Below are 19510 nucleotides of genomic sequence, written 5' to 3' on the forward strand. Positions count from 1 at the left end.
ACGCGAACAGCACGCATGAGGGAAGGAAACGCCGCCATGAAGGCCATCATCTGCAACGATTTCGCGTCGCTCGACCAACTGGAATATGGCGACATGCCCGATCCGCAGGCTAGCGGCGACCAGGTCGTGATCCGGGTCGAGGCGGCCGGCGTCAACTATCCCGACGGTCTGCTGGTGCAGGGCAAATATCAAAGCCGCCCCGACCGCCCTTTCGTGCCGGGGATGGAGGCCGCTGGCGTGGTCGAGGCGGTGGGCCCCGATGTGACCGGCTTCAAGCCCGGTGACCGCGTGGCCACGATCTGCACGCTGGGTGGATATGCCGAAAAGGTCGCCGCGCCCGCGGCGCGTGTCATTCCCATCGGTGACATGGACGCCGCCGATGTCTGCGCGCTTCTGGTGGCTTTCGGCACGTCGCATCACGCGCTAAAACAGCGCGCGCAGCTGAAGGCGGGCGAAACACTGGTTGTGCTGGGCGCGGCGGGCGCCACCGGCATCGCGGCGATCCAGATCGCCAAGATAATGGGGGCCAGGGTGATCGCCGTCGCCTCGACCGAGGAAAAGCGCGCGATCTGCACCGAAAACGGCGCGGATGAGGTGATCGGCTACGACGATCTGAAAGACCAGATCAAGGCGCTGACCGATGGCAAGGGGGCCGATGTTGTCTATGACCCGGTTGGTGGCGCGGCCTTTGATGCCTGTTCGCGCGCCATGGCGCGGGGTGGCCGGTTGCTCGTCATCGGGTTTGCCAGCGGCGAGATCCCGAAGCTGCCGGTCAACCTTGCACTGGTCAAGGAATACGCCGTCGTCGGTGTGTTCTGGGGCAACTTCACCCGGTTCGAACCGCAGGTTTACGCCGGCAACATGGCCGAGCTTCTGGGCTGGTATCAAAAGGGGCATGTCAAGCCGATGATCGAAGGCCGCTATCCGCTGAAAGACGCGGCCGAGGTGTTGTCTCGGGTGCTGGGTCGCGGCGCGGTGGGCAAGCTGGTGCTGGTGCCCTGACGCGCGGCCTTAATCGCGGATGTGCTTGACGGTATTGGCAAGCTGCAGCAGCTTGGGGCCCAGGTCATTTTCCAACCGCTCGCGTGGCAGCACGTAGGCCGGTCCGCCAAGGTTGAAGGCCATTGGCGGACCATCGCCCTGCGGCGAGGCAAAAGGCACCGAGACGGCGTTGATATCCGCCTGCCACTGGCCGATATTGCAATAAAACCCGCGGTTTCCGATCTGGTTGGCGGCCTCTTCGATCTCGGCTTTCAGGCCGGGCCAACGCTCCGGGCCGGCCTTGTCGGCCAAGCGCGCCATCAACTCGGCCCGCTGTTCCGGGGCGACGGCCGCCAGGTACGCCCGCCCCATCGCCGACCGCCCCAGCGAGATGCGCGAGCCCACGTTGAGTTGAAGCGAGATCATCCCTCGGGCGGCTCGTGCCGCCGCGATATAGGTCATCGTCAGGTCGTCGCGCCCGCCAAGTGCCACCAGCACCCCGTCGCCACATTCGTCGGCCAGTTGCTGCATCAGCGGCTGCGCGGCCTCGCGCAGTTTTATCCCGCCCAGGCAGGCATAGCCCAACCCCAGAACCGGCACGCCCATGCGGTAGCGCCCAGTGGCCTCGTCATAGATCAGGTAGCCCAGTTTCAGCAGCGTGTAGGTCAGGCGCGAAACCGTGGAATTGGGCAAGCCCGTGCGTGCCGCCAATTCGCGGTTGCCCAGCCCCATCCGGTCATCGGGTGTGAAAGCGCGCAGGATATCGAGACCGCGATGCAATGCCGTCACGAATTGGCGGTCGCCTGTCTCAACCTCATGGTTGTCCGCTTGCTCCTGTAGTCGCTTTCTCACGTTACATTCCCTGTTCAAATTGGGCCGGGTGGCTCTAGGCCGCCGTTTTTGCCCGCGTCAAGCCGCGCCTTTCGCGCGCGACTCGCGTTCTTGCAATTCGCGCCACAACACTTTGCCGCTGCCCGATTTCGGCAAGGCATCGGTGAACTCCACCATCGTGGGGCACTTGTAAGCCGCCATTTCGCTACGACACCAGTCGATGACGCCCTGTTCGGTCAATCGGTCGCGGGCCGTGTCCTGCGGGACCACCACGGCCTTGACCGTCTCGCCCCGGCGCGGATCATGTGTTCCGATTATGCATGCCTCGGCGATATCCGGGTGATGATGCATCAACGCCTCGACCTCGGCAGGCCAGACCTTGAAACCGCTGGCATTGATCATCCGCTTCACGCGGTCAACCATGTAGAAATATCCTTGCGGGTCAATATAGCCAAGGTCGCCCGTACGGAAAAACCGTTTGCCGTCCAGCTCGAAGAACGAGCGTTCTGTCTCATCGGGCCGCTGCCAATAGCCGAGGAATACCTGCGGGCCGTGGGTGACGATCTCGCCAACCTCACCCTGTGGCAGCTCTTCGAGCGTGTCGGGGTTTACCACGCGGCTGTCCACATCGAAAACCGGGATGCCCAGGCATTGCCGTCGCGGCGCGGTGACCGGGTTTATATGGCTGGCTGCCATGGTTTCGGACAGGCCATACCCCTCGATATAATCCAGTCCGGTCAAGTCGTGCAGCTTTTTCGCGACAGCCTCGGGCATGGCGGCGCCGCCGCCGCCGATGGCCGTCAGGCTGGACAGGTCATATTGTCCAGCCCCGGGGCTGTTCACCAGGTCGATCGCCATGGTCGAGATCGAACGCCAGCGGGTCACCCGATGCCGCGCGATCAGCGTGGCGGCCACGTCGCGGTTCCACCGTGTCATGAGAACGATGGCCCCGCCTACGATGATGGGGCCGTTCATGCAGGCCTGCATTCCCGTCACGTGGAACAGGGGCAAAACCGCCAGGCTGACATCGGTTTCATCCGACAGATTCCACGCAACGCCGCCCCATGCGGTTACATTGACGGTGAAATGGCTGTGCATGCAGCCCTTGGGCTGGCCTGTCGTGCCGGAGCTGTAAGGGATCACCGCAAGGTCATCGGCCCCGGCGCGATGCGGGGCGGGTCGCGCACCACTTTCCAATGCCGCGGCCCAGCGGATCACGCCCGGCCCCGTGGCCTCTTGCGCGTCCAGCGCCTCAAGATCGCCGGGCAGGGGAATGTCGCGGCCAGGGGCGGCATAATCCGGGTAAGTGGCCGCAATAACGTGGGAAATAAGCCCTTCGTCCACGATGGGCGCGATGTGTTGCAGCAGTTCCTGCCCGGCCAGCGCAACCGATGCCCCGGTGTCACGGGCCAGGTGTTCCAACTCGGCGTGGCGGCTCATCGGGTTGATCGGGACCACCACCGCATCGGCCCGCAGGATTGCGTAATAGCCGATCACGAATTGCGGGCTGTTCTGCATGTAAAGCAGCACCCGATCCCCCCGATCCACCTCCAGCTTTTGTTGCAGGTAGCCAGCCAGTGCCTGAACCTGCTCGTCCAGTTGCGCATAGGTCAAGGTGGCGCCGTGATAGATAAGCGCGGGCCTGTTGCCATGTTTTGCCGCGGTATTCGACAGGTTGTCGTAAAGCGTGCCTTGCGGCCACGTGACCGTTTCAGGCACGCCGTCGGGCCAGACCTGCATGTGCAAACGGTTCATCATCTGCGGCTCGGGGTCTTGAGACAAAGGGGGTTGGTATGGTTGCAGCTTCGCACCACGGTGTAGACTCCTCCCTGTTAGTCGGGGAAAGTTGGCACAAGCTTTGGCGACTGTCCACAGTTTCGGAATTAGCTTCCGCAGGTCGGGATTCTTGCGGGCCGCGCGATGCGGGTGTAAGGCAGGCGCAACGCTGCCACCACGGGACTCGTGCCATGACCTTTGATCGTTCCATCAAGATCGCACCGTCGATCTTGTCTGCCGATTTCGCCAATTTTGGAAAAGAAATTCAATCGGTTGAGGCGCAGGGCGCCGATTGGATCCACGTCGATGTGATGGATGGGCATTTCGTGCCCAACCTGACATTCGGCCCGCCCCTTTGCGCGGCGATCCGGCCGCATATCAAGACGGTGATGGATGTGCACCTGATGATCGCGCCGGTTGATCCGTATATCCAGGCCTTTGCCGATGCGGGGGCCGACATATTGACGGCGCATCTTGAATCGGGGCCGCATGTTCACCGTACGTTGCAGGCCATCCGGGCCGCCGGATGCAAGGCCGGGCTGGCGCTGAACCCCGGCACCGGGCTGGAGGATCTGCCCTATCTGCTGGATATGATTGATCTTGTCTGCGTCATGACGGTAAACCCCGGATTCGGCGGGCAAAAATTCATTCACAGCCAGATCGACAAGGTCAAGCGCCTGCGTGAAATGATCGGCGACCGCCCCATTCACATCGAGATTGACGGCGGCATTACGCCTGAAACCGCGCCGCTTATGACGGCCGCGGGGGCGGATGTGCTGGTGGCGGGCTCGGCCGTGTTCAAGGGTGGTTCGGTCGAAAACCCGGCCCCCTATGGCGCGAATATCCGGGCGATCCGCAGCTCGATCGTCGCCGCCTGATATATTTATGCCTGCCATGAATATGCAGAAACCGTGCGGTTTCGGGTCGGGGGCGCGCGGTCAGGCGCGGCCCTGTTCCGGCCCGCGCGGGGGGCGCCCGACAATCAGCGAGGCTAGCCCCGAAGCGGCGATCACCAACAACCCCGCCAGCGCCACCCAATCGGGCCAGTCGCCGAACACGACAACGCCCAGCACCGTGGCCGATATGAGCTGGCTGTAGACAAGCGGCGCGATCAGGCTGGCCTCGGCCCGGCGATTGGCAAGAACCAGCAGAAAGTTCCCCAGCGCCGAGCCCAGCGCGCTGAGCGATAGCAGCAGGGCCAGCCGGATGTCGAGGGCGGGCAGGTCGGCGGTGGCGGCAAAGGGGGTCAGCGCGACCGATCCGATCAGCAATTGCGATATCAGCAGGAAGCGCGGCCGATAGCTGCCCGCCACGGTGCGGGTCATCACCAGGTAGGCACCGTAAAATGTGCCCGCCAGCAGGGCAAAACCCATGCCCGGTGTTGCGCCGAAACCGGGTTTGACCACCAGCATCACGCCCGCAAACCCAAGCGCCAGCAGAACCCCGCGCGTGGCCGAGGGCCGTTCGCGCAGGAACACGATCGCCATGACATAAGATACGACCGGCCCGATGAAGAATGCGCCGAACACGTTGGCGATGGGTTCGGTTTTCAAGGCGGTGAGAATCGAGGTGATGCCACAGGCGATGAACAGCCCGCGGACCAGCACACGCCAATTCAGTAGCCCCGGCAGTTCGCGGCGCGTCAGCCCGCTGAAAGGCAGCAGAACCAGCGCCGCAAGCGCAAAGCGCGACCATGCCACGAAAAAGGGATCGACCCCGCCGGATGTCAGCAATTTTCCTGCCGTGTCGCCAAGCACGACACAGGTGACCGCCGCGAAAACAAGCGCGACAAGGCGGAGAAGCTGGGCAAGGGGCAAGGGCTGTCCTTTGGTTTGGGCAGCGCAGCTATGCCCTGCGGGGTGGCGCGCGGCAACAGAAATGCGCAGCGCGCCTGTAGCCCCTCAGCGCCGCGGTTTCATCAAGCGCCAGACCCGCAGGTCGGAAAAGGCTTTCAGCGTCACCGCCACGACCGCGATGCACAACGCCCATTTCGAAACCGCGCCCATCGTGCCCTCGATCAACAGGGCATGGGTGACAGTGCTGGCAACGATCACCGATGTCAGCACGACATGCGCCCGCCGCCAGCCGCGCGGGCGCAGGCGGTTGCGCAGCAGGGCCAGCACCCCGGCGGCAAAGATCGCCCACATCGACAGGACACCCCAAGGCGAAAACGGGGTTGGCGAGCGCAAGAGCAGCGCATCGACCACGTCGGGCGGGCTGGTCACCCACAGCCCGACGACATGCGCCACGACCAGCGCCACAAGCGCCGCACCCGTCCATTGGTGAACCCGTCGTCCGCGCCACGCGGGCAAGCCGGGCAGGGCCCCCGCGGCCAGCAACGGTTGCATGAAGATCACCGCAAGCCCCAGCACCCCCGCGAAACCCGCGGCGATATAGACGGGGCTGCGCCATTGCAAAAGCGGGCTGGTCGCGGCGACCGCCAGCGGCAGCACAAGCGCCACCGCGACCCCGGCCCAGACCAGCGCGCGCATCACGCGGGTTGCAGAACGAATTCGGCGTGCAGCGTGCTGTCAGAGGCGCTGCGCATCACGGGGCGCAGGAACACGGTTTCGAACTCGGGGCTGTCATAGGCCAGGTGGCCATGTGGTTGACCGAAGGCGGGCACGATTTGCGGCATTTCCAGCCGGAACGTGCCATCCGCCCCGGTCAGTGTGGCGCCGTGGCTTTGGGGGTCGCGCTCGTGCCCCTCGGTGGTGTGGGCCCAGACCTGGATGCGAATCCCTTCAAGCGGTGTGCCGTCGCCCGCACGGCGCACACGGCCTGTCATCCAGAAACCGCCGTTGCCGATACGATCGACGATGGGCGCACCGGGCCGATAATTGTTTGCGCCCCCGCGCATCGTGGGCGTGGGCGCAACCCCTGCGGCGCGGGCCGGCACGGTCAGGCCCGTGGCCCCTGTCACAAGGGTGGCTGCGGCGCCGGTCAGCAGGATGTCACGGCGGGTCTTTATATGGCGGGTCATCGTCGTGTCCTCCGGTCAGGTTTGGCCAACAAGGTCGCGTGACAGGAGAGATAGGGCAACGGCGCCGTTTTCAAACCCGCGCCGGGGCGGCTGAGCGGTCAGCCGCCGCGCCGTGACAGCATCGCCAGACGAATGAGCGCGCGCTCGACCAGTGCCATTTGCGGCGCGGTTTGCCCGGCCGAGCGTAGCGCCAGATCGGTATCGGTGAGGATGGTCAGCGCCATTTCCAGCTTGGCCGCCCCCCAGCCTTGGGCCTGGCGCAGCATCCGGTCGCGGCGCGGGCCGAAAATGGGCGGGCGCATCCGCGCGATGCCCTGCGCCGCGCCGCCCGGATCGGAGGCGGCGGCGAACAGCGTGCGAAAATGGCGCGTGGCGCCGATGCACAGCGCCACGGGTTGCATCCCCTGCGCGTCGAGCCGCGCCATGACGGGGCCGATTTCCTGCGCGCGGCCCTCGGCCACGATGTTCAGGATGTCGTCGATATCGGCCTCGGTCGAGGCGGGCGCGCAGGCGGCGATGTCATCGGATGTGACTTGGGTGTCGTCGCCCAGCTTGTAGAGCGCGAGCTTTTCCAGCGTCTGGCGGAAATCGCCCGGGTCCAGCTCTTGCGCCAGGGCGGTCAGGTCGGTCATGGCGTGGCCGTCGAAATTGCGCAGGCCGGCGCGGGTCAGTTCCGATTCGATCTCGTCGCGCGTGGGCGGGTTGTCATAGATGCCCGCAGCATAGGCGTTTGGATGTTTCTCGAACAGTTGGCGCAGCGGGGACTTGGCGTTGAGTTGCCCGGCGGTGACGATCACCTGCGCGTCGCCCGGTGCCCAGTCGGCCAGCGCGGCCTTGATGGTATTTGCCAGCCCGTCTGTCGCCTCTTCGACAAAGGCCACGCGGGGGCCGGGAAAGAACCCCTGCGCCTTGATCGCGTCGCCCAGCATCGCCGGGTCCTTGCGCAGATCGCTGGCGGGAATACGGGCAAGGCGCATTTCCTCGTCTCCCCGTGGGCCGATCAGGGAAGTGATCACCTCTTGCCGTTTCATTGCCACGCGCATCGCGTCGGCGCCGAAGATCAGCAAGCCGGTGGAGTCTGGTTTCGGCTTTGCGAAATACCGGCTGGCGTCGCGGCCCGACAGTTTCATGGCAGGTTGGCGGCGCTGGCGATCAGGCGGGTCACCAATTGGTCGGCGAGGATGTTTGCCAGCCGGGCCTGGGCATCGCGCTCGGCGGCGAGTGTCGCCACGGTCGAGCCGGTGGCCGAGTAGCCTGTGAAGCTGTCCACCCGGCCATCGGACAGTTCCTCGCCGGTGCCCGCGTCGCGCAGCCGATAGGTCAGCCGCCCGACAAGGTTGAAGCGCGTGGTGATGTTGTTGGTTGTCACCGCCATGCGCTCCTCGGCGATATCCAGGTCGGTTTCCAGCAGGTAGGCGGGCGAGGAGGCCCGGCCCAACCGTTCCTCGAGCCGTTGAACCAGCAGGTAATCGGCGCGCGTGTCAGGGGCCTGCACGGTGACGCGGTTCTGCAGCTTGCCCGCGCCGCCCTGCGGCCCGTAAGCCGGGGTAAAGCCGCAGGCCGCGATCGGCACGGCCAGCGCCAGCATCAGGAAGTCACGTTTAGATAACGACATTCACGATCCGCCCGGGGACGACGATGACCTTTTTCGGCTGGGCCCCGTCCAGCACACGAATGACAGCATCCTGCGCCAGCGCGATTTTTTCAACCTCTGCCTTGTCCATGTCCTTGGGCACCTCGATCTCGGCGCGGCGTTTGCCGTTGATCTGGATCGGCAGGGTCACGGTGTCGTCGACCAGCATATGTTCATCGGCGACGGGCCAGGGCGCCTGCGCGATCAGGCCCTCGCCGCCCAGCATCTGCCAGCATTCTTCGGCCAGGTGGGGGGTCATGGGGGCCATGAGCTGGGCCAGCGCGCGGGCGGCCTGTTTTTTCGCCTCTGTGCCTGCCTTGGACTTCGCCAGCGTGTTGGTAAAGGCGTAAAGCTTTGCGATGGCGGCGTTGAAGCCGAAGCTGTCGACGCCGTTCGTCACGTCCTGGATGGTCTTGTGCATTTCGCGCAAAAGCTGTTCGTCACCCGCTTGCGGGCCGTCTTGGCCGGTGGCGATGTCGGACACGATGCGATGCACGCGGGCAAGGTGCTTGGCGGCGGCTTCGGCGCCGGCGGCTGTCCATTCCACGTCGCGCTCGGGCGGGCTGTCGGACAGCACGAACCAGCGCGCGGTATCGGCGCCGTACTGGTCGATGATCTGCACCGGGTCGACGACGTTGTTTTTCGACTTCGACATCTTGGCCGAGGGGAAGACATCCAAGCTAATGTCTTCCTCACCGACTTTTCTTTTTTTACGTCGCTCAGTTTCCCAGAATTCATTAAGCGTTGCGTTGTCTGGTTTCCCCTCAGGGAAGGCTTTTTCTACGGCTTTTGCTATGAGAGCTTTGGGTTTGCCGTTGAACTCGAAACGCACGACTTCTTCAGGGTAATAGTATTTCGAGCGAGTTTCCCTTCCCGCAGCAATGACTTCCCCCTCGTCTTTGTCATAGCGAGTGCCAGCCTCTTTTGTGGTGACGGCCCCTGCGTACATTTCATGGGTCACCATCCCTTGCGTGAACAGCGCGTCGAACGGTTCCTTGGATTTCTCCGGCAGGTGGCCGCAGATATGCATCGCGCGGGCGAAGAAGCGCGAATAGAGCAGGTGCAGGATCGCGTGTTCGATGCCGCCGATATACTGGTCGACATTCATCCAGTACTCGGCCTCGGCCATATCGGTGGGCGTGTCGGCGTGGGGTGCGGTGAAGCGGGCGAAATACCACGAGGAATCAACAAAGGTGTCCATCGTGTCGGTTTCGCGCCTGGCGGGCTTGCCGCAGGCGGGGCAGGGCGCGTCGCGCCAGGTGGGGTGACGATCCAGCGGGTTGCCGGGAATGGAAAAGTCGATCGGCTTGCCGCCCTCGTCGTAGGGCAGTTCGATCGGCAGGTTTTCCTTTTTCTCGGGCACCACGCCGCAGGCGTCGCAATGCACCACGGGAATCGGGCACCCCCAGTAGCGCTGGCGCGACAGGCCCCAGTCACGCAGGCGGAACTTGGTCACGCCCTGGCCGACGCCGTTCTTTTCGCAAAATTCTATGGCGGCGTTGATTGCCTGTTCGCCGGTTGCCATCTCATCCCAGTTGAAGGGCTTGGTCCAGCGGACCGTTTCCGTCTTGGGTGGCACGAAGGCCGCGCCGCCATCTTCGGGCAGGGTGTGATCGCCCGAGGCCGGCACGAAGGTCGAGATCACCGGCAGGCCGTATTTGGTGGCGAAATCAAAGTCGCGCTGGTCATGGGCGGGCACGCCGAAAATCGCGCCGGTGCCGTAATCCATCAAGATGAAATTGGCGATGTAGACCGGCAATTCCCACGCGGTGTCGAAGGGGTGGCGGCATTTCAGGCCAGTGTCAAAACCCAGTTTCTCGGCCTTTTCCAACGCCTCTTCGGTGGTGCCGCCCTGGCGGGCCATCTTGCAGAATTCGGCCACTTCGGGGTTTTCGCGTTCCAGCAGCTTGGCCAGCGGGTGGTCGGGCGAGATGCCGATGAAGCTGGCCCCCATCAGCGTGTCGGGCCGGGTGGTGTACACTTCGACCCGGTCGTGGCCTTCGGGGCCATCGACAAGGCCGAACGAGAATTGCAGACCGCGTGACTTGCCGATCCAGTTGGCCTGCATCAGCTTTACCTTTGCGGGCCAGTTGTCGAGACTGTCGAGCGCATCGAGCAGTTCCTCGGAATAATCCGAGATCCTGAAGAACCATTGCGTCAGCTCGCGCCGCTCGACCTCGGCGCCCGAGCGCCAGCCCTTGCCGTCGATCACCTGTTCATTGGCCAGCACGGTCATATCGACCGGATCCCAGTTCACCACCGCGTTCTTGCGATAGACCAGCCCCTTTTCGAGGAAATCCAGGAACAGCGCCTGTTGCTGGCCGTAATATTCGGGGTCGCAGGTGGCGAACATGCGCGACCAGTCCAGCCCGAAGCCCAGCGGCTTCATCTGGCCGACCATCGTGTCGATGTTGTTGTATGTCCAATCCTTGGGGTGGCCGCCCGACGCCATAGCAGCGTTTTCGGCAGGCATGCCGAAGGCATCGAACCCCATCGGATGCAGCACGTTGTGGCCGGTCGCGATCTTGTAACGCGCGATCACGTCGCCCATCGTGTAGTTGCGCACATGGCCGATATGGATGCGCCCCGAGGGGTAGGGGAACATTTCCAGCACGTAGTATTTCGGCTTGTCCTTCGAGCGTTCGGCCCTGAACACTTGGGCCTCGTCCCAGGCCTTTTGCCATTTCGGTTCGATTTCAGCGGCGGAATAGCGCGACATCGGTGGCGTCCCCTTCCTGGGCGGTGAACTGTTGGCGGGTTGATAAGACGGCGATTGCCCACGGTCCAGAGCCTTGGGCCAAAAATGCGTCTCTGTGCAGGCTGGGCCGGCCATGTATAAGGGGCGCAAAAGATTTAACGCACGGGTCTTGCCATGAATATCCTTTTCATTCACCAGAATTTTCCCGGCCAGTTCAAGCACCTGGCCCCCGCATTGGCCCGGGCGGGGCATAATTGCGTGGCGCTGACCCTGCGCGTGAAAGAGCCGACCACCTGGCAGGGCGTAAAGGTGATTCCCTACAAGATCAGCCGTGGCTCGGGGCAGCAGGTCCACCCGTGGCTGGTGGATTTCGAAACCAAGGTGGTGCGGGCCGAGGCCTGTTTCGCCGTCGCGCGCGAACTGCGCGACCACGGTTTCACGCCCGACCTGATCGTGGCGCATCCGGGCTGGGGCGAATCGATGTTCCTGCGCGATGTCTGGCCGACGGCCCGGATCGGGCTTTATTGCGAGCTTTATCACCGCTCGGCCTGGCCGCACATGCATTTCGACCCCGAGTTCGACAAGGGCGACCCCGATGCCGCGACGCTGCGCATACGGATGAAGAACCTCAACAACCTTGTGCATCTTCCGCTGTGCGACATGGGCATAAGCCCGACCCGGTTTCAGGCTGACACCTTTCCGCCCGCCTTTCGCGAGCGAATCAGCGTGATCCATGACGGTATCCATACCGACCAGGTGGTGCCGAATGCCGAGGCCCGTCTGGAGTTGCCGGACGGGTCGGTGGTGACGCGCGACGACGAGGTGATAACCTTCGTTAATCGCAACCTTGAGCCTTATCGCGGCTATCACGTGTTCATGCGCGCCTTGCCGCGTCTGTTGAAAGAGCGGCCCGGCGCAAGGGTGCTGATCGTGGGCGGTGACGAGGTCAGCTATGGCGCGAGCCCGCCCAAGGGCCAGACGTGGAAACAGATTTTCATCGACGAGGTGCGCGGCCAGATCTCGACGGCCGACTGGGCGCGGGTGCATTTCCTGGGGCGTATCCCCTATGATCGGTTCATCAGCCTGTTGCAGGTCAGCCGGGTGCATGTGTACCTGACCTATCCGTTCGTCCTGTCATGGTCGCTGTTCGAAGCGATGAGCGCGGGCGCCGCGATCGTGGCCAGCGACACCGGCCCGCTGCACGAGGCGATCGAGCCGGGCAAGACCGGCACGCTGGTTGATTTCTTTGACAAGGAAAAGCTGGTCGAAGAGGTTTGCGCGCTGCTGGACGATGCCGACCGCCGCGCCGCCTATGGCGCGGCCGCGCGGGCCTTTGTCAGGGCCAATTACGACCTGGAAACCATCTGCTTGCCACGCCAGATGGCGTGGATAGACAAACTGGCCGCCTGCACAGCGGGTGAAACGGGGGATTGACGCCGGGCGGCGGCAAGGATGTTCAGCGGAATGGCTCGGCCCCGCGCGGGGCCGCCGTGCCAGCCGGTGACGGGCTGTTTTTACCTAGAACCGTCTGTCGGCTATGCGCAGCTCGCGCGCGCGGGCCAGGATCGCGTCTTCGACGGCGGTGCGGGTGCCTGCCGCAACGGGCTGGCCGCCGCGGTTTTGCAGCGCCACGACCAGGCTGCGCGCATCCAGCGCCGGATCCTTGATATAGACGGTGGCGCGGTAGCTGCGCCCGCCGCCGGGCGGGGTGCCGTAGCCAAAGACGATCACCCCGGTGAACGGATCGACCGATTGCACCGGCATGAAGTTCAGCACATCCAGCGACGCGTTCCACAGGTAGCGGTTGACTGCGACTTCGACATCGGGGTCGCTGCGGCGGAAGGCATCCCAGATGCTGCTGCCCTGGCTGCGCATGGCCGAGGGCCCTTCAAGCGGCATGCCAGCGCGGTCGTAGCGGCTGTTTTCCTGCGCTTCGGTGCCGGGGGCGCCGCCGGGGCCGCTGATTCCGCCGCCAAGGCTGCCCCGGCCGCTGCCACAGGCGGTCAGCGCCGAAATGGCCAGCACGGCAATCGTTGCCTTGAATGCGCGCGAATACGTCATGTTGCGGCCTTGCCCCCTGAAAAACCTACGATCCCGTCCTACCCAAGCCACGGGGCGTGGGCAAGGGATTAGTTCCCGCACCCGCCCTGCGCCTGTGCCCGCGCGCGGTATGGGAGGGGTGTGTGCGGCAGGTCCGTGGCGAAGGTGTGGCAAAGCTGCACCATCTTGCGGCCCAAACGGCGCAGCCTATCCGGGGTGCTTGCAAACCGACCCCTAAAAGAGCGAGAGACTATGCATACCCAAATCGGATTCCCCGTTTTGGGGCGCATGACTGAAAACCGAGGGAACAACGATGAAAAACATCATTCTCGCAACGACCGCTCTGATCGGGACCGCCGGTCTGGCAGCAGCGGAAGTGTCGATCAGCGGTTACGGCCGTTTCGGCGCCACCTACGTCAACCCCAGCGTTGGCGCATCGACCACCAACACCGCTTCGCGTCTGCGTCTGCAGTTCGACGTGTCGGCTGAAACCGACAGCGGCATCGTGTTTGGCGCGCGTCAGCGTATCCAGACCGAAGAAAGCACCTTCGGCCAGGTTTACGCCGGTGGCTGGGGCAACGGTGCACGCTTCTACATGAGCACCAACGGCCTGACCGTCGCAATGGGCAACATCCTGGGCGTGATCGAAGCCGCCCCCAACCTGTACCTGCCGACCGCGTCGGCTGGCACCGGCCTGGAAGGCAACGGCTTCTACTCGCTGGCACCCAACACCTCGTCGAACGGCATGCGCTTCGCATGGACCGCGTACCAGTCGGGTTCGGGCGCTACCTCGGCGTCGAACGGCGTTGAAGTTCTGTACAGCATGAACGGCTTCGGCGTTCACGTGCACAGCGGCGAGCGTGGCCTTGGTGTCGACACCACCGGTATCGGCATCAACTACACCTTCTCGGGCTACACCGCGGCACTTGCCTATGAAGACTTCGACAACGGCGCCGAAATCCTGTTCGCAAGCTTGGGTGGCCAGATCGGCCAGGTCGACGCTGCAATCAGCTACGCCAAGACCGACAACGGCACTGGCGGCGCTGGCAGTGAAGCAGACAAGTGGTCGCTGCGCGGTGGCTACGACTTCGGCACCGGCCTGACCGCATACGGCTTTGTCGCGTCGGAAGACAACAACGCCGGCGAAAGCTTTGGTCTGGGCGCGTCCTACGACCTGGGCGGCGGCGTGTCGCTCGAAGGCGGCATCACGCAGACCGACGATGTTGCAGACTCGACCATCGTTTCGCTGGGTGCATTCTTCTCGTTCTAAGTCGAACGGAAGTTTTATTCGGAAAGGGCAGGTCATTTGACCTGCCCTTTTCTTTTTGCGCCAATGGGTGTTTTGTGGCGCCCGAACTGGCAGGAGGCATGGCAATGGGTTTGACGGATATTCGCGCGCGCATCGCAAAGGCCGAGGCCGAGGCAGGCCGTGACCCGGACAGCGTGACGTTGATCGCGGTCAGCAAGGTGCAGCCGCTGGAGCGTGTCGCCGCGGTGCTTGAAGAAGGCCACCGCACGTTCGGGGAAAACCGGGTGCAGGAGGCCGCGGGCAAATGGCCCGATTTCCGCGAACGGTTCGACGGTGTCGACCTGCACCTGATTGGCCCCTTGCAAACCAACAAGACGCGCCAGGCCTTTGAGCTGTTCCAGGCGATTCACTCGGTCGACCGGCCCAAGCTGGCGAAAACCATCGCCCGTATCGCCCAGGAAGAGGGGCATTGCCCCGACCTGTTCATCCAGGTGAATACCGGCGAAGAAGAACAGAAAGCCGGCGTTCTGCCCTCCGATGCCGACGGGTTCATCGCCGAGTGCCGGGCCATGGATCTTCCGGTGCGCGGGTTGATGTGCATTCCGCCTGTCGAGGAAGAGCCGTCATTGCATTTCGCCCTGCTGGCCAAGATCGCCGCGCGCAACGACCTGGAGGGGCTGTCGATGGGGATGAGCAGTGATTTCGAGCGCGCGATTGCCCTTGGCGCCACCCATGTGCGCGTCGGCAGCGCGATTTTCGGTGAACGCAGCTACGACTGACGTCGCCCCGTCCTCCGTCCCGTCAGGGTACGATCAGCCGCGTATCGCAGGTGATTTGCCGGGCGACCCAGTGCAGGTGGTCGCGGCGGAGCGCGATGCAGCCTTCGGTGGGGTATCCGGGGCGGCGCCATTGGTGCAGGAAGATGGCCGAGCCACGCCCCTTTTGCGCGCGGGGCCAGTTCCAATCGGTCAGCAGCACGAGATCATAGAGCGGATCGGCCCGACGCAGGCGTTCGTGGCTGTGCGGATAGGGCGCGCGGACCATCAGGTTGTAGTCTTCGTGGCGCGGATCGTCGGACCACACGTCACCGGGCCGGATCGGCACCGCCCAGTCGGTGGGGCGGGCCATGCGATCGGGGCGGTAAAGCAGCCCGACAATGCGATGCGTGCCGCGCGGGGTCGCACCGTCGCCTTCGCGCTTGGTATGGGTGACACCGCCGCGCCCGACCGTGCAGGGGAATTTCCGCCCGGCAAAACGCAGGTGGGTCGGGGTGAGAATCATGTCATGCGGGGTCATGCCTGGCGGGTCGGGTTCTGGGGGGTGTCACAGCAGGTGCCCTGACTTGGCCGCCTTGGTGGCCAGGTAGGCGCGGTTATGCGCGGTTTCGCCCAGTTTCAGCGGCACGCGTTCGGTTACGGTGATTCCCTGTTTTTCCATCATCGCGATCTTGCGCGGGTTGTTGGTGAGCAATCGCACCGAAGAAAACCCCATGGATTTCAGGATATCGGCGCCAAGACGGAAATCGCGTTCATCATCTTCGAAACCAAGCCGGTGGTTGGCCTCGACCGTGTCAAACCCCTGGTCCTGAAGGGAATAGGCGCGCATCTTGTTGGCAAGCCCGATGCCGCGGCCTTCCTGGTTGAGATACAACAGCACGCCGGCGCCTGCCTGCCCCATCTGTGCCAGCGCGCCGTGCAGCTGGGGGCCGCAGTCGCATTTCAGGCTGCCCAGCACGTCGCCGGTGAAACAGGCCGAGTGCAGCCGGGCCAGAACCGGCTTGTCGCGGGCGGGTTGGCCGATTTCAAAGGCGTAATGTTCCTCGGTGCCATCGCCGGGGCGAAAGATATGCAGACGCCCGGCCTCTGTCGCCTCGGTGGGCAGGCGGGCATTCACGACTGCGTCGGGATGGGGCGAGGCCGCGAGAAGCGACGAGGCAAGCGCCGCGGACACGCGGGTCAGCCCGTGCGCGTTGGCGAAAGCCTCGGGGTCGGGCAGGTCATGCACCAGCGCGGCAGGCAAAAGCTGCGCCGACTTGGTCAAGGACAGGGCCAGCCGGTGGAGGTCGGCCGGGCCTTCGCGCAGGGTGGTGAACGGGCCCTTCATGGGCATCGCCAGGTCATCGGCGGGGTCGGCCACCGCCAGCACCCAGGGCAGGCCGGCACCGGGGGGCAAGGCGATGCGGGCCAGGTCGCCATCGTAGGGCCGGGCCTTTAGCGTGACCGCCCGCCGCGCCGTGATGGCCAGAACCGGCTGTCCGCCAAGCGCCTGCAGATCGCCCAGGCGCGGCGCGGTCAGGGTTTCTGCTGCCAGCAACAAGGCGCCGCCCGTCTCGCCAGACAGCACCACCGGCACGCCCATGCGCAAATCGGCGCGGGCACGGGCCAGGGTCTCGGTCGGTGTGGGGGCAAAGCTCATGCGCGGTCCTTTTCGGCCTGATGTAGCCCGTTCGTGACGGATTTGAAACATAGCACGCATTCCATACACGTCCGCGTGATGGCATTGCAGCAAAACTTGCCCCCGCAGGGTTGGGCACTCATGTGCAACTCAAGCAAACAAAAGGAGGGCGTTTCATGGCGCAGCTCAAGAAGATTCTGCTGGTGGACGACGACGACGATCTGCGCGAGGCGCTGAGCGAACAGCTGGTAATGACCGAAGATTTCGATGTGTTCGAGGCCGGAAACGGTGCGGACGCGATGCAAAAGGTCAAGGAAGGTCTGTACGACCTGGTGATCCTTGATGTCGGTCTGCCCGATACCGATGGGCGCGAGCTGTGCCGGTTGATGCGCAAGCAGGGCGTCAAGGCGCCGGTTCTGATGCTGACGGGCCATGACAGCGATGCCGACACGATCCTGGGGCTGGACGCCGGGGCCAATGACTATGTCACCAAGCCTTTCAAGTTCCCGGTTCTGTTGGCGCGCATCCGCGCCCAACTACGCCAGCACGAGCAATCGGAGGACGCGGTATTCCAGCTTGGGCCGTATACGTTCAAGCCGTCGATGAAGCTGTTGGTCACCGATGACGATCGCAAGATTCGCCTGACGGAGAAAGAGACCAACATTCTGAAATTCCTGTATCGTTCGACCGAAGGCGTGGTGGCACGCGACGTGCTGCTGCACGAGGTCTGGGGATACAACGCCGGCGTCACCACCCACACGCTGGAGACACATATTTACCGGCTGCGTCAGAAAATCGAGCCCGACCCGTCAAACGCGCGCCTTCTCGTGACCGAATCCGGCGGTTACCGTCTGGTTGGGTAACGCATGGTTGTGAAAAGAAATTTGAACTCTACCTGATCCAGATCAATGTATGGTATCGTATACAGGTTAAGTTCATACTCATCCCGTCGCATGTCCGGGTAATGGCATGCACCTCCCTGTTGGACTTGGCCCGGGCTTTTCGCCCGGGTCTTTTTTCGGGCGGGTTTCGCCATACCGCGGCTTCTTTCCCCGGTAACGCCCCTGTGCTAGGTCGACGCCGCAACCAACCGCATCAGGAGCCGCGCCATGCCCTTTACCCTTGCCACGTGGAACATCAACTCGGTCCGGCTGCGGGCGGGCCTGGTGGAAAAGCTGCTGCGCGACGAAGGGCCCGACGTGCTGTGCCTGCAGGAATGCAAAAGCCCGGTCGACAAGATCCCGGCCGAGCAATTCGCGGCACTGGGATATGGTCACATGATCGCGCGGGGGCAAAAGGGATATAACGGCGTGGCGATCCTGTCGAAACAGCCGATAGAAGATGTGGGTGACATGGATTTCGCCGGTCTGGGTCATGCGCGCCACGTGGCGGGACGGCTGGAAAACGGGGTGACGATCCACAATTTCTACGTCCCTGCCGGTGGCGACGTGCCCGACCGCGAGAAGAACGAGAAATTCGGCCAGAAGCTGGATTACCTGACCGAGATGCGCGACTGGTTTCATGGCGACCGGCCCGAGCGGTCGATCCTTGTGGGCGATTTGAACATCGCCCCGCGCGAGGATGATGTCTGGAGCCACAAGCAGCTTTTGAAGGTGGTCAGCCATACGCCGGTCGAGGTCGAACACCTGGCCGAAACGCAGGACGCGGGCCGGTGGGTGGATATCACCCGCCAGGATATTCCCGAGGGCCAGCTTTATTCCTGGTGGTCCTACCGCGCGCGCGATTGGGATGCCGCCGACAAGGGACGCCGGCTGGATCATGTCTGGGCCACCGGCGACATCGCGGCCGCGGGCCATTCCAGCCGAATCCTGCGCGCCGCGCGCGGCTGGGAGAAACCGAGCGACCACGCGCCCGTCTTTGCCAGTTTCGATCTGTAAGGCGCGGGTTAATCGCCCTTTGAAATCTGCGAATGAAGGGCGCATATAAGGGCAAAGATGAAAGGATGCATGAGACAATGCTGGAACTTGGGCAAAATACCCCCGATGCGGGCGATCTGATCAAGGATGTGGGCGAAGAGGCTTTCATGGCCGAAGTGGTCGACGGCTCGGCCGAGGTGCCGGTGATCGTCGATTTCTGGGCGCCCTGGTGCGGCCCGTGCAAGACGCTGGGCCCAATGCTGGAGGATGCCGTCAAGGCAGCCAATGGTGCCGTCAAGATGGCCAAGGTCAACGTGGACGAGGCGCAACGCCTGGCCAGCGCACTGTCACAGCAGGGCCTTCCGCTGCAGTCCATCCCGACCGTGGTTGCGTTTTACAAGGGCCGTCCCGTGGACATGTTCCAGGGCGCTGTACCACAATCGGAAATCAAGGCGTTCATCGACCGCGTGGTGCAAGCCGCGGGCGGTGATGCCAGCGGCGGGCTGGACGAGGCCGTGGCCGCCGCCGAAGAGATGCTGGCACAGGGTGCAGTGGCCGATGCGGCGCAGACATTCGCCGCCATCCTGGGCGAGGCGCCCGACAACCCCGAGGCCTATGGTGGGCTGGTGCGCTGCCATATCGCCGCCGACCAACTGGACGAGGCCGAAGCGACGTTGAACGGCGCGCCCGCCGAGATCGTGACCAGCGCACCGCTTGAGGCCGCACGCGCCCAGCTGGAGTTGGCACGCCAGGCCCAGGGCGCAGGGCCGCTTGACGAGTTGCGCGCCGCTGTCGAGGCGCAGCCCGACGATCATCAGGCGCGGTATGATTATGCGCAGGCTCTATACGCCAAGGGCGATGCCGAAGAGGCCGTCAACCAACTGCTTGAGCTTTTCCGCCGTGACCGCGCGTGGAACGACGAGGCCGCCAAGGCCCAGTTGTTCAAGATTTTCGAGGCGCTCAAGCCCAACGATCCGGTTGTTTTGAACGGGCGTCGCAAGTTGAGTTCGATGATATTTGCCTGACCCGTTCGGGGGTCTAGTTCTTG

19 protein-coding genes are annotated in these 19510 nt (G+C 63.9%); 8 read left to right on the top strand and 11 right to left on the bottom strand.

Annotated features, from left to right (window positions below; all coding sequences use genetic code 11):
* Positions 1–36: 36 nt before the first annotated feature.
* Entirely contained in the window at positions 37–1002 is a 966-nt protein-coding gene (locus M8744_RS10305; RefSeq protein ID WP_251414825.1) for an NADPH:quinone oxidoreductase family protein, read from the top strand.
* Positions 1003–1011: 9 nt separating this feature from the next.
* On the opposite strand, the gene M8744_RS10310 is transcribed toward M8744_RS10305, so the two are convergent.
* Together M8744_RS10310 and M8744_RS10315 are read right to left on the bottom strand one after the other, a co-directional pair.
* On the bottom strand, positions 1012–1833 hold the full coding sequence (locus tag M8744_RS10310; protein ID WP_251414828.1) for an IclR family transcriptional regulator: 822 nt from the start codon (positions 1831–1833) through the stop codon (positions 1012–1014).
* 57 nt (positions 1834–1890) lie between these two features.
* Entirely contained in the window at positions 1891–3570 is a 1680-nt protein-coding gene (locus M8744_RS10315) for a long-chain-fatty-acid--CoA ligase (RefSeq protein ID WP_251414830.1), read from the bottom strand.
* 209 nt (positions 3571–3779) lie between these two features.
* Between M8744_RS10315 and rpe the strand changes: the two genes are divergently transcribed.
* A complete protein-coding gene (gene rpe, locus M8744_RS10320; RefSeq protein WP_251414838.1) occupies positions 3780–4466 on the top strand; it encodes a ribulose-phosphate 3-epimerase in 687 nt (228 codons plus the stop codon).
* Positions 4467–4526: 60 nt separating this feature from the next.
* Here rpe and M8744_RS10325 read toward each other — a convergent pair whose 3' ends face one another.
* From M8744_RS10325 to leuS, 6 genes are all read right to left on the bottom strand, one after another.
* A complete protein-coding gene (locus M8744_RS10325; protein WP_251414840.1) occupies positions 4527–5405 on the bottom strand; it encodes a DMT family transporter in 879 nt (292 codons plus the stop codon).
* An 84-nt stretch (positions 5406–5489) separates the two neighbouring features.
* Positions 5490–6080: a ferric reductase-like transmembrane domain-containing protein gene (locus M8744_RS10330; RefSeq protein WP_251414856.1), complete on the bottom strand. Its 591-nt coding sequence runs from the start codon at positions 6078–6080 to the stop codon at positions 5490–5492.
* Entirely contained in the window at positions 6080–6571 is a 492-nt protein-coding gene (locus M8744_RS10335) for a peptidase associated/transthyretin-like domain-containing protein (RefSeq protein WP_251414859.1), read from the bottom strand. Before M8744_RS10335 ends, M8744_RS10330 begins: the two co-directional genes overlap by 1 nt.
* A 98-nt stretch (positions 6572–6669) precedes the next feature.
* Positions 6670–7701: a DNA polymerase III subunit delta gene (holA, locus tag M8744_RS10340; RefSeq protein WP_251414862.1), complete on the bottom strand. Its 1032-nt coding sequence runs from the start codon at positions 7699–7701 to the stop codon at positions 6670–6672.
* Entirely contained in the window at positions 7698–8186 is a 489-nt protein-coding gene (lptE, locus tag M8744_RS10345) for an LPS assembly lipoprotein LptE (RefSeq protein ID WP_251414865.1), read from the bottom strand. Before lptE ends, holA begins: the two co-directional genes overlap by 4 nt.
* Positions 8173–10923 (bottom strand): leucine--tRNA ligase, encoded by a 2751-nt coding sequence (gene leuS / locus M8744_RS10350; protein WP_251414881.1) that lies wholly within the window; start codon positions 10921–10923, stop codon positions 8173–8175. Before leuS ends, lptE begins: the two co-directional genes overlap by 14 nt.
* Before the next feature lie 153 nt (positions 10924–11076).
* On the opposite strand from leuS, the gene M8744_RS10355 reads away from it, so the two are divergent.
* Positions 11077–12336 (top strand): glycosyltransferase, encoded by a 1260-nt coding sequence (locus M8744_RS10355; RefSeq protein WP_251414884.1) that lies wholly within the window; start codon positions 11077–11079, stop codon positions 12334–12336.
* Positions 12337–12420: 84 nt separating this feature from the next.
* Here M8744_RS10355 and M8744_RS10360 read toward each other — a convergent pair whose 3' ends face one another.
* On the bottom strand, positions 12421–12963 hold the full coding sequence (locus M8744_RS10360; protein WP_251414886.1) for a DUF3576 domain-containing protein: 543 nt from the start codon (positions 12961–12963) through the stop codon (positions 12421–12423).
* A 292-nt stretch (positions 12964–13255) separates the two neighbouring features.
* Between M8744_RS10360 and M8744_RS10365 the strand changes: the two genes are divergently transcribed.
* Positions 13256–14212: a porin gene (locus tag M8744_RS10365; protein ID WP_251414889.1), complete on the top strand. Its 957-nt coding sequence runs from the start codon at positions 13256–13258 to the stop codon at positions 14210–14212.
* 104 nt (positions 14213–14316) lie between these two features.
* On the top strand, positions 14317–14970 hold the full coding sequence (locus M8744_RS10370; RefSeq protein ID WP_251414892.1) for a YggS family pyridoxal phosphate-dependent enzyme: 654 nt from the start codon (positions 14317–14319) through the stop codon (positions 14968–14970).
* Between the two features lie 22 nt (positions 14971–14992).
* Here M8744_RS10370 and M8744_RS10375 read toward each other — a convergent pair whose 3' ends face one another.
* Together M8744_RS10375 and ribA are read right to left on the bottom strand one after the other, a co-directional pair.
* Entirely contained in the window at positions 14993–15487 is a 495-nt protein-coding gene (locus tag M8744_RS10375) for a L,D-transpeptidase family protein (protein ID WP_251414895.1), read from the bottom strand.
* Between the two features lie 27 nt (positions 15488–15514).
* Positions 15515–16606 carry a GTP cyclohydrolase II gene (gene ribA / locus M8744_RS10380; protein ID WP_251414898.1) on the bottom strand — a complete coding sequence of 364 codons (1092 nt, stop codon included), beginning with the start codon at positions 16604–16606 and terminating at the stop codon, positions 15515–15517.
* Between the two features lie 155 nt (positions 16607–16761).
* Between ribA and M8744_RS10385 the strand changes: the two genes are divergently transcribed.
* From M8744_RS10385 to M8744_RS10395, 3 genes are all read left to right on the top strand, one after another.
* Complete coding sequence (locus M8744_RS10385) at positions 16762–17448, top strand: response regulator transcription factor (RefSeq protein ID WP_251414901.1); 687 nt, start codon at positions 16762–16764, stop codon at positions 17446–17448.
* 246 nt (positions 17449–17694) lie between these two features.
* Positions 17695–18483, top strand: a complete 789-nt coding sequence (locus M8744_RS10390) for an exodeoxyribonuclease III (RefSeq protein WP_251414917.1) — start codon at positions 17695–17697, stop codon at positions 18481–18483.
* Positions 18484–18560: 77 nt separating this feature from the next.
* Positions 18561–19487 carry a tetratricopeptide repeat protein gene (locus M8744_RS10395; protein ID WP_251414920.1) on the top strand — a complete coding sequence of 309 codons (927 nt, stop codon included), beginning with the start codon at positions 18561–18563 and terminating at the stop codon, positions 19485–19487.
* Positions 19488–19510 lie beyond the last annotated feature (23 nt).

It is taken from the genome of Lutimaribacter degradans, assembly GCF_023703375.1.
Classification (GTDB): Bacteria; Pseudomonadota; Alphaproteobacteria; order Rhodobacterales; family Rhodobacteraceae; genus Lutimaribacter; species Lutimaribacter degradans.

What these genes read in the sequence shown, in the direction of transcription:
- M8744_RS10305 (WP_251414825.1), top strand. Translation starts at nt 37, where the DNA reads ATGAAGGCCATCATCTGCAACGATTTCGCGTCGCTCGACCAACTGGAA.
- M8744_RS10315 (WP_251414830.1), bottom strand. Translation starts at nt 3,570, where the DNA reads ATGATGAACCGTTTGCACATGCAGGTCTGGCCCGACGGCGTGCCTGAA.
- rpe (WP_251414838.1), top strand. Translation starts at nt 3,780, where the DNA reads ATGACCTTTGATCGTTCCATCAAGATCGCACCGTCGATCTTGTCTGCC.
- M8744_RS10330 (WP_251414856.1), bottom strand. Translation starts at nt 6,080, where the DNA reads ATGCGCGCGCTGGTCTGGGCCGGGGTCGCGGTGGCGCTTGTGCTGCCG.
- M8744_RS10335 (WP_251414859.1), bottom strand. Translation starts at nt 6,571, where the DNA reads ATGACCCGCCATATAAAGACCCGCCGTGACATCCTGCTGACCGGCGCC.
- holA (WP_251414862.1), bottom strand. Translation starts at nt 7,701, where the DNA reads ATGAAACTGTCGGGCCGCGACGCCAGCCGGTATTTCGCAAAGCCGAAA.
- lptE (WP_251414865.1), bottom strand. Translation starts at nt 8,186, where the DNA reads ATGTCGTTATCTAAACGTGACTTCCTGATGCTGGCGCTGGCCGTGCCG.
- leuS (WP_251414881.1), bottom strand. Translation starts at nt 10,923, where the DNA reads ATGTCGCGCTATTCCGCCGCTGAAATCGAACCGAAATGGCAAAAGGCC.
- M8744_RS10355 (WP_251414884.1), top strand. Translation starts at nt 11,077, where the DNA reads ATGAATATCCTTTTCATTCACCAGAATTTTCCCGGCCAGTTCAAGCAC.
- M8744_RS10360 (WP_251414886.1), bottom strand. Translation starts at nt 12,963, where the DNA reads ATGACGTATTCGCGCGCATTCAAGGCAACGATTGCCGTGCTGGCCATT.
- M8744_RS10365 (WP_251414889.1), top strand. Translation starts at nt 13,256, where the DNA reads ATGAAAAACATCATTCTCGCAACGACCGCTCTGATCGGGACCGCCGGT.
- M8744_RS10370 (WP_251414892.1), top strand. Translation starts at nt 14,317, where the DNA reads ATGGGTTTGACGGATATTCGCGCGCGCATCGCAAAGGCCGAGGCCGAG.
- M8744_RS10375 (WP_251414895.1), bottom strand. Translation starts at nt 15,487, where the DNA reads ATGACCCCGCATGACATGATTCTCACCCCGACCCACCTGCGTTTTGCC.
- ribA (WP_251414898.1), bottom strand. Translation starts at nt 16,606, where the DNA reads ATGAGCTTTGCCCCCACACCGACCGAGACCCTGGCCCGTGCCCGCGCC.
- M8744_RS10385 (WP_251414901.1), top strand. Translation starts at nt 16,762, where the DNA reads ATGGCGCAGCTCAAGAAGATTCTGCTGGTGGACGACGACGACGATCTG.
- M8744_RS10390 (WP_251414917.1), top strand. Translation starts at nt 17,695, where the DNA reads ATGCCCTTTACCCTTGCCACGTGGAACATCAACTCGGTCCGGCTGCGG.
- M8744_RS10395 (WP_251414920.1), top strand. Translation starts at nt 18,561, where the DNA reads ATGCTGGAACTTGGGCAAAATACCCCCGATGCGGGCGATCTGATCAAG.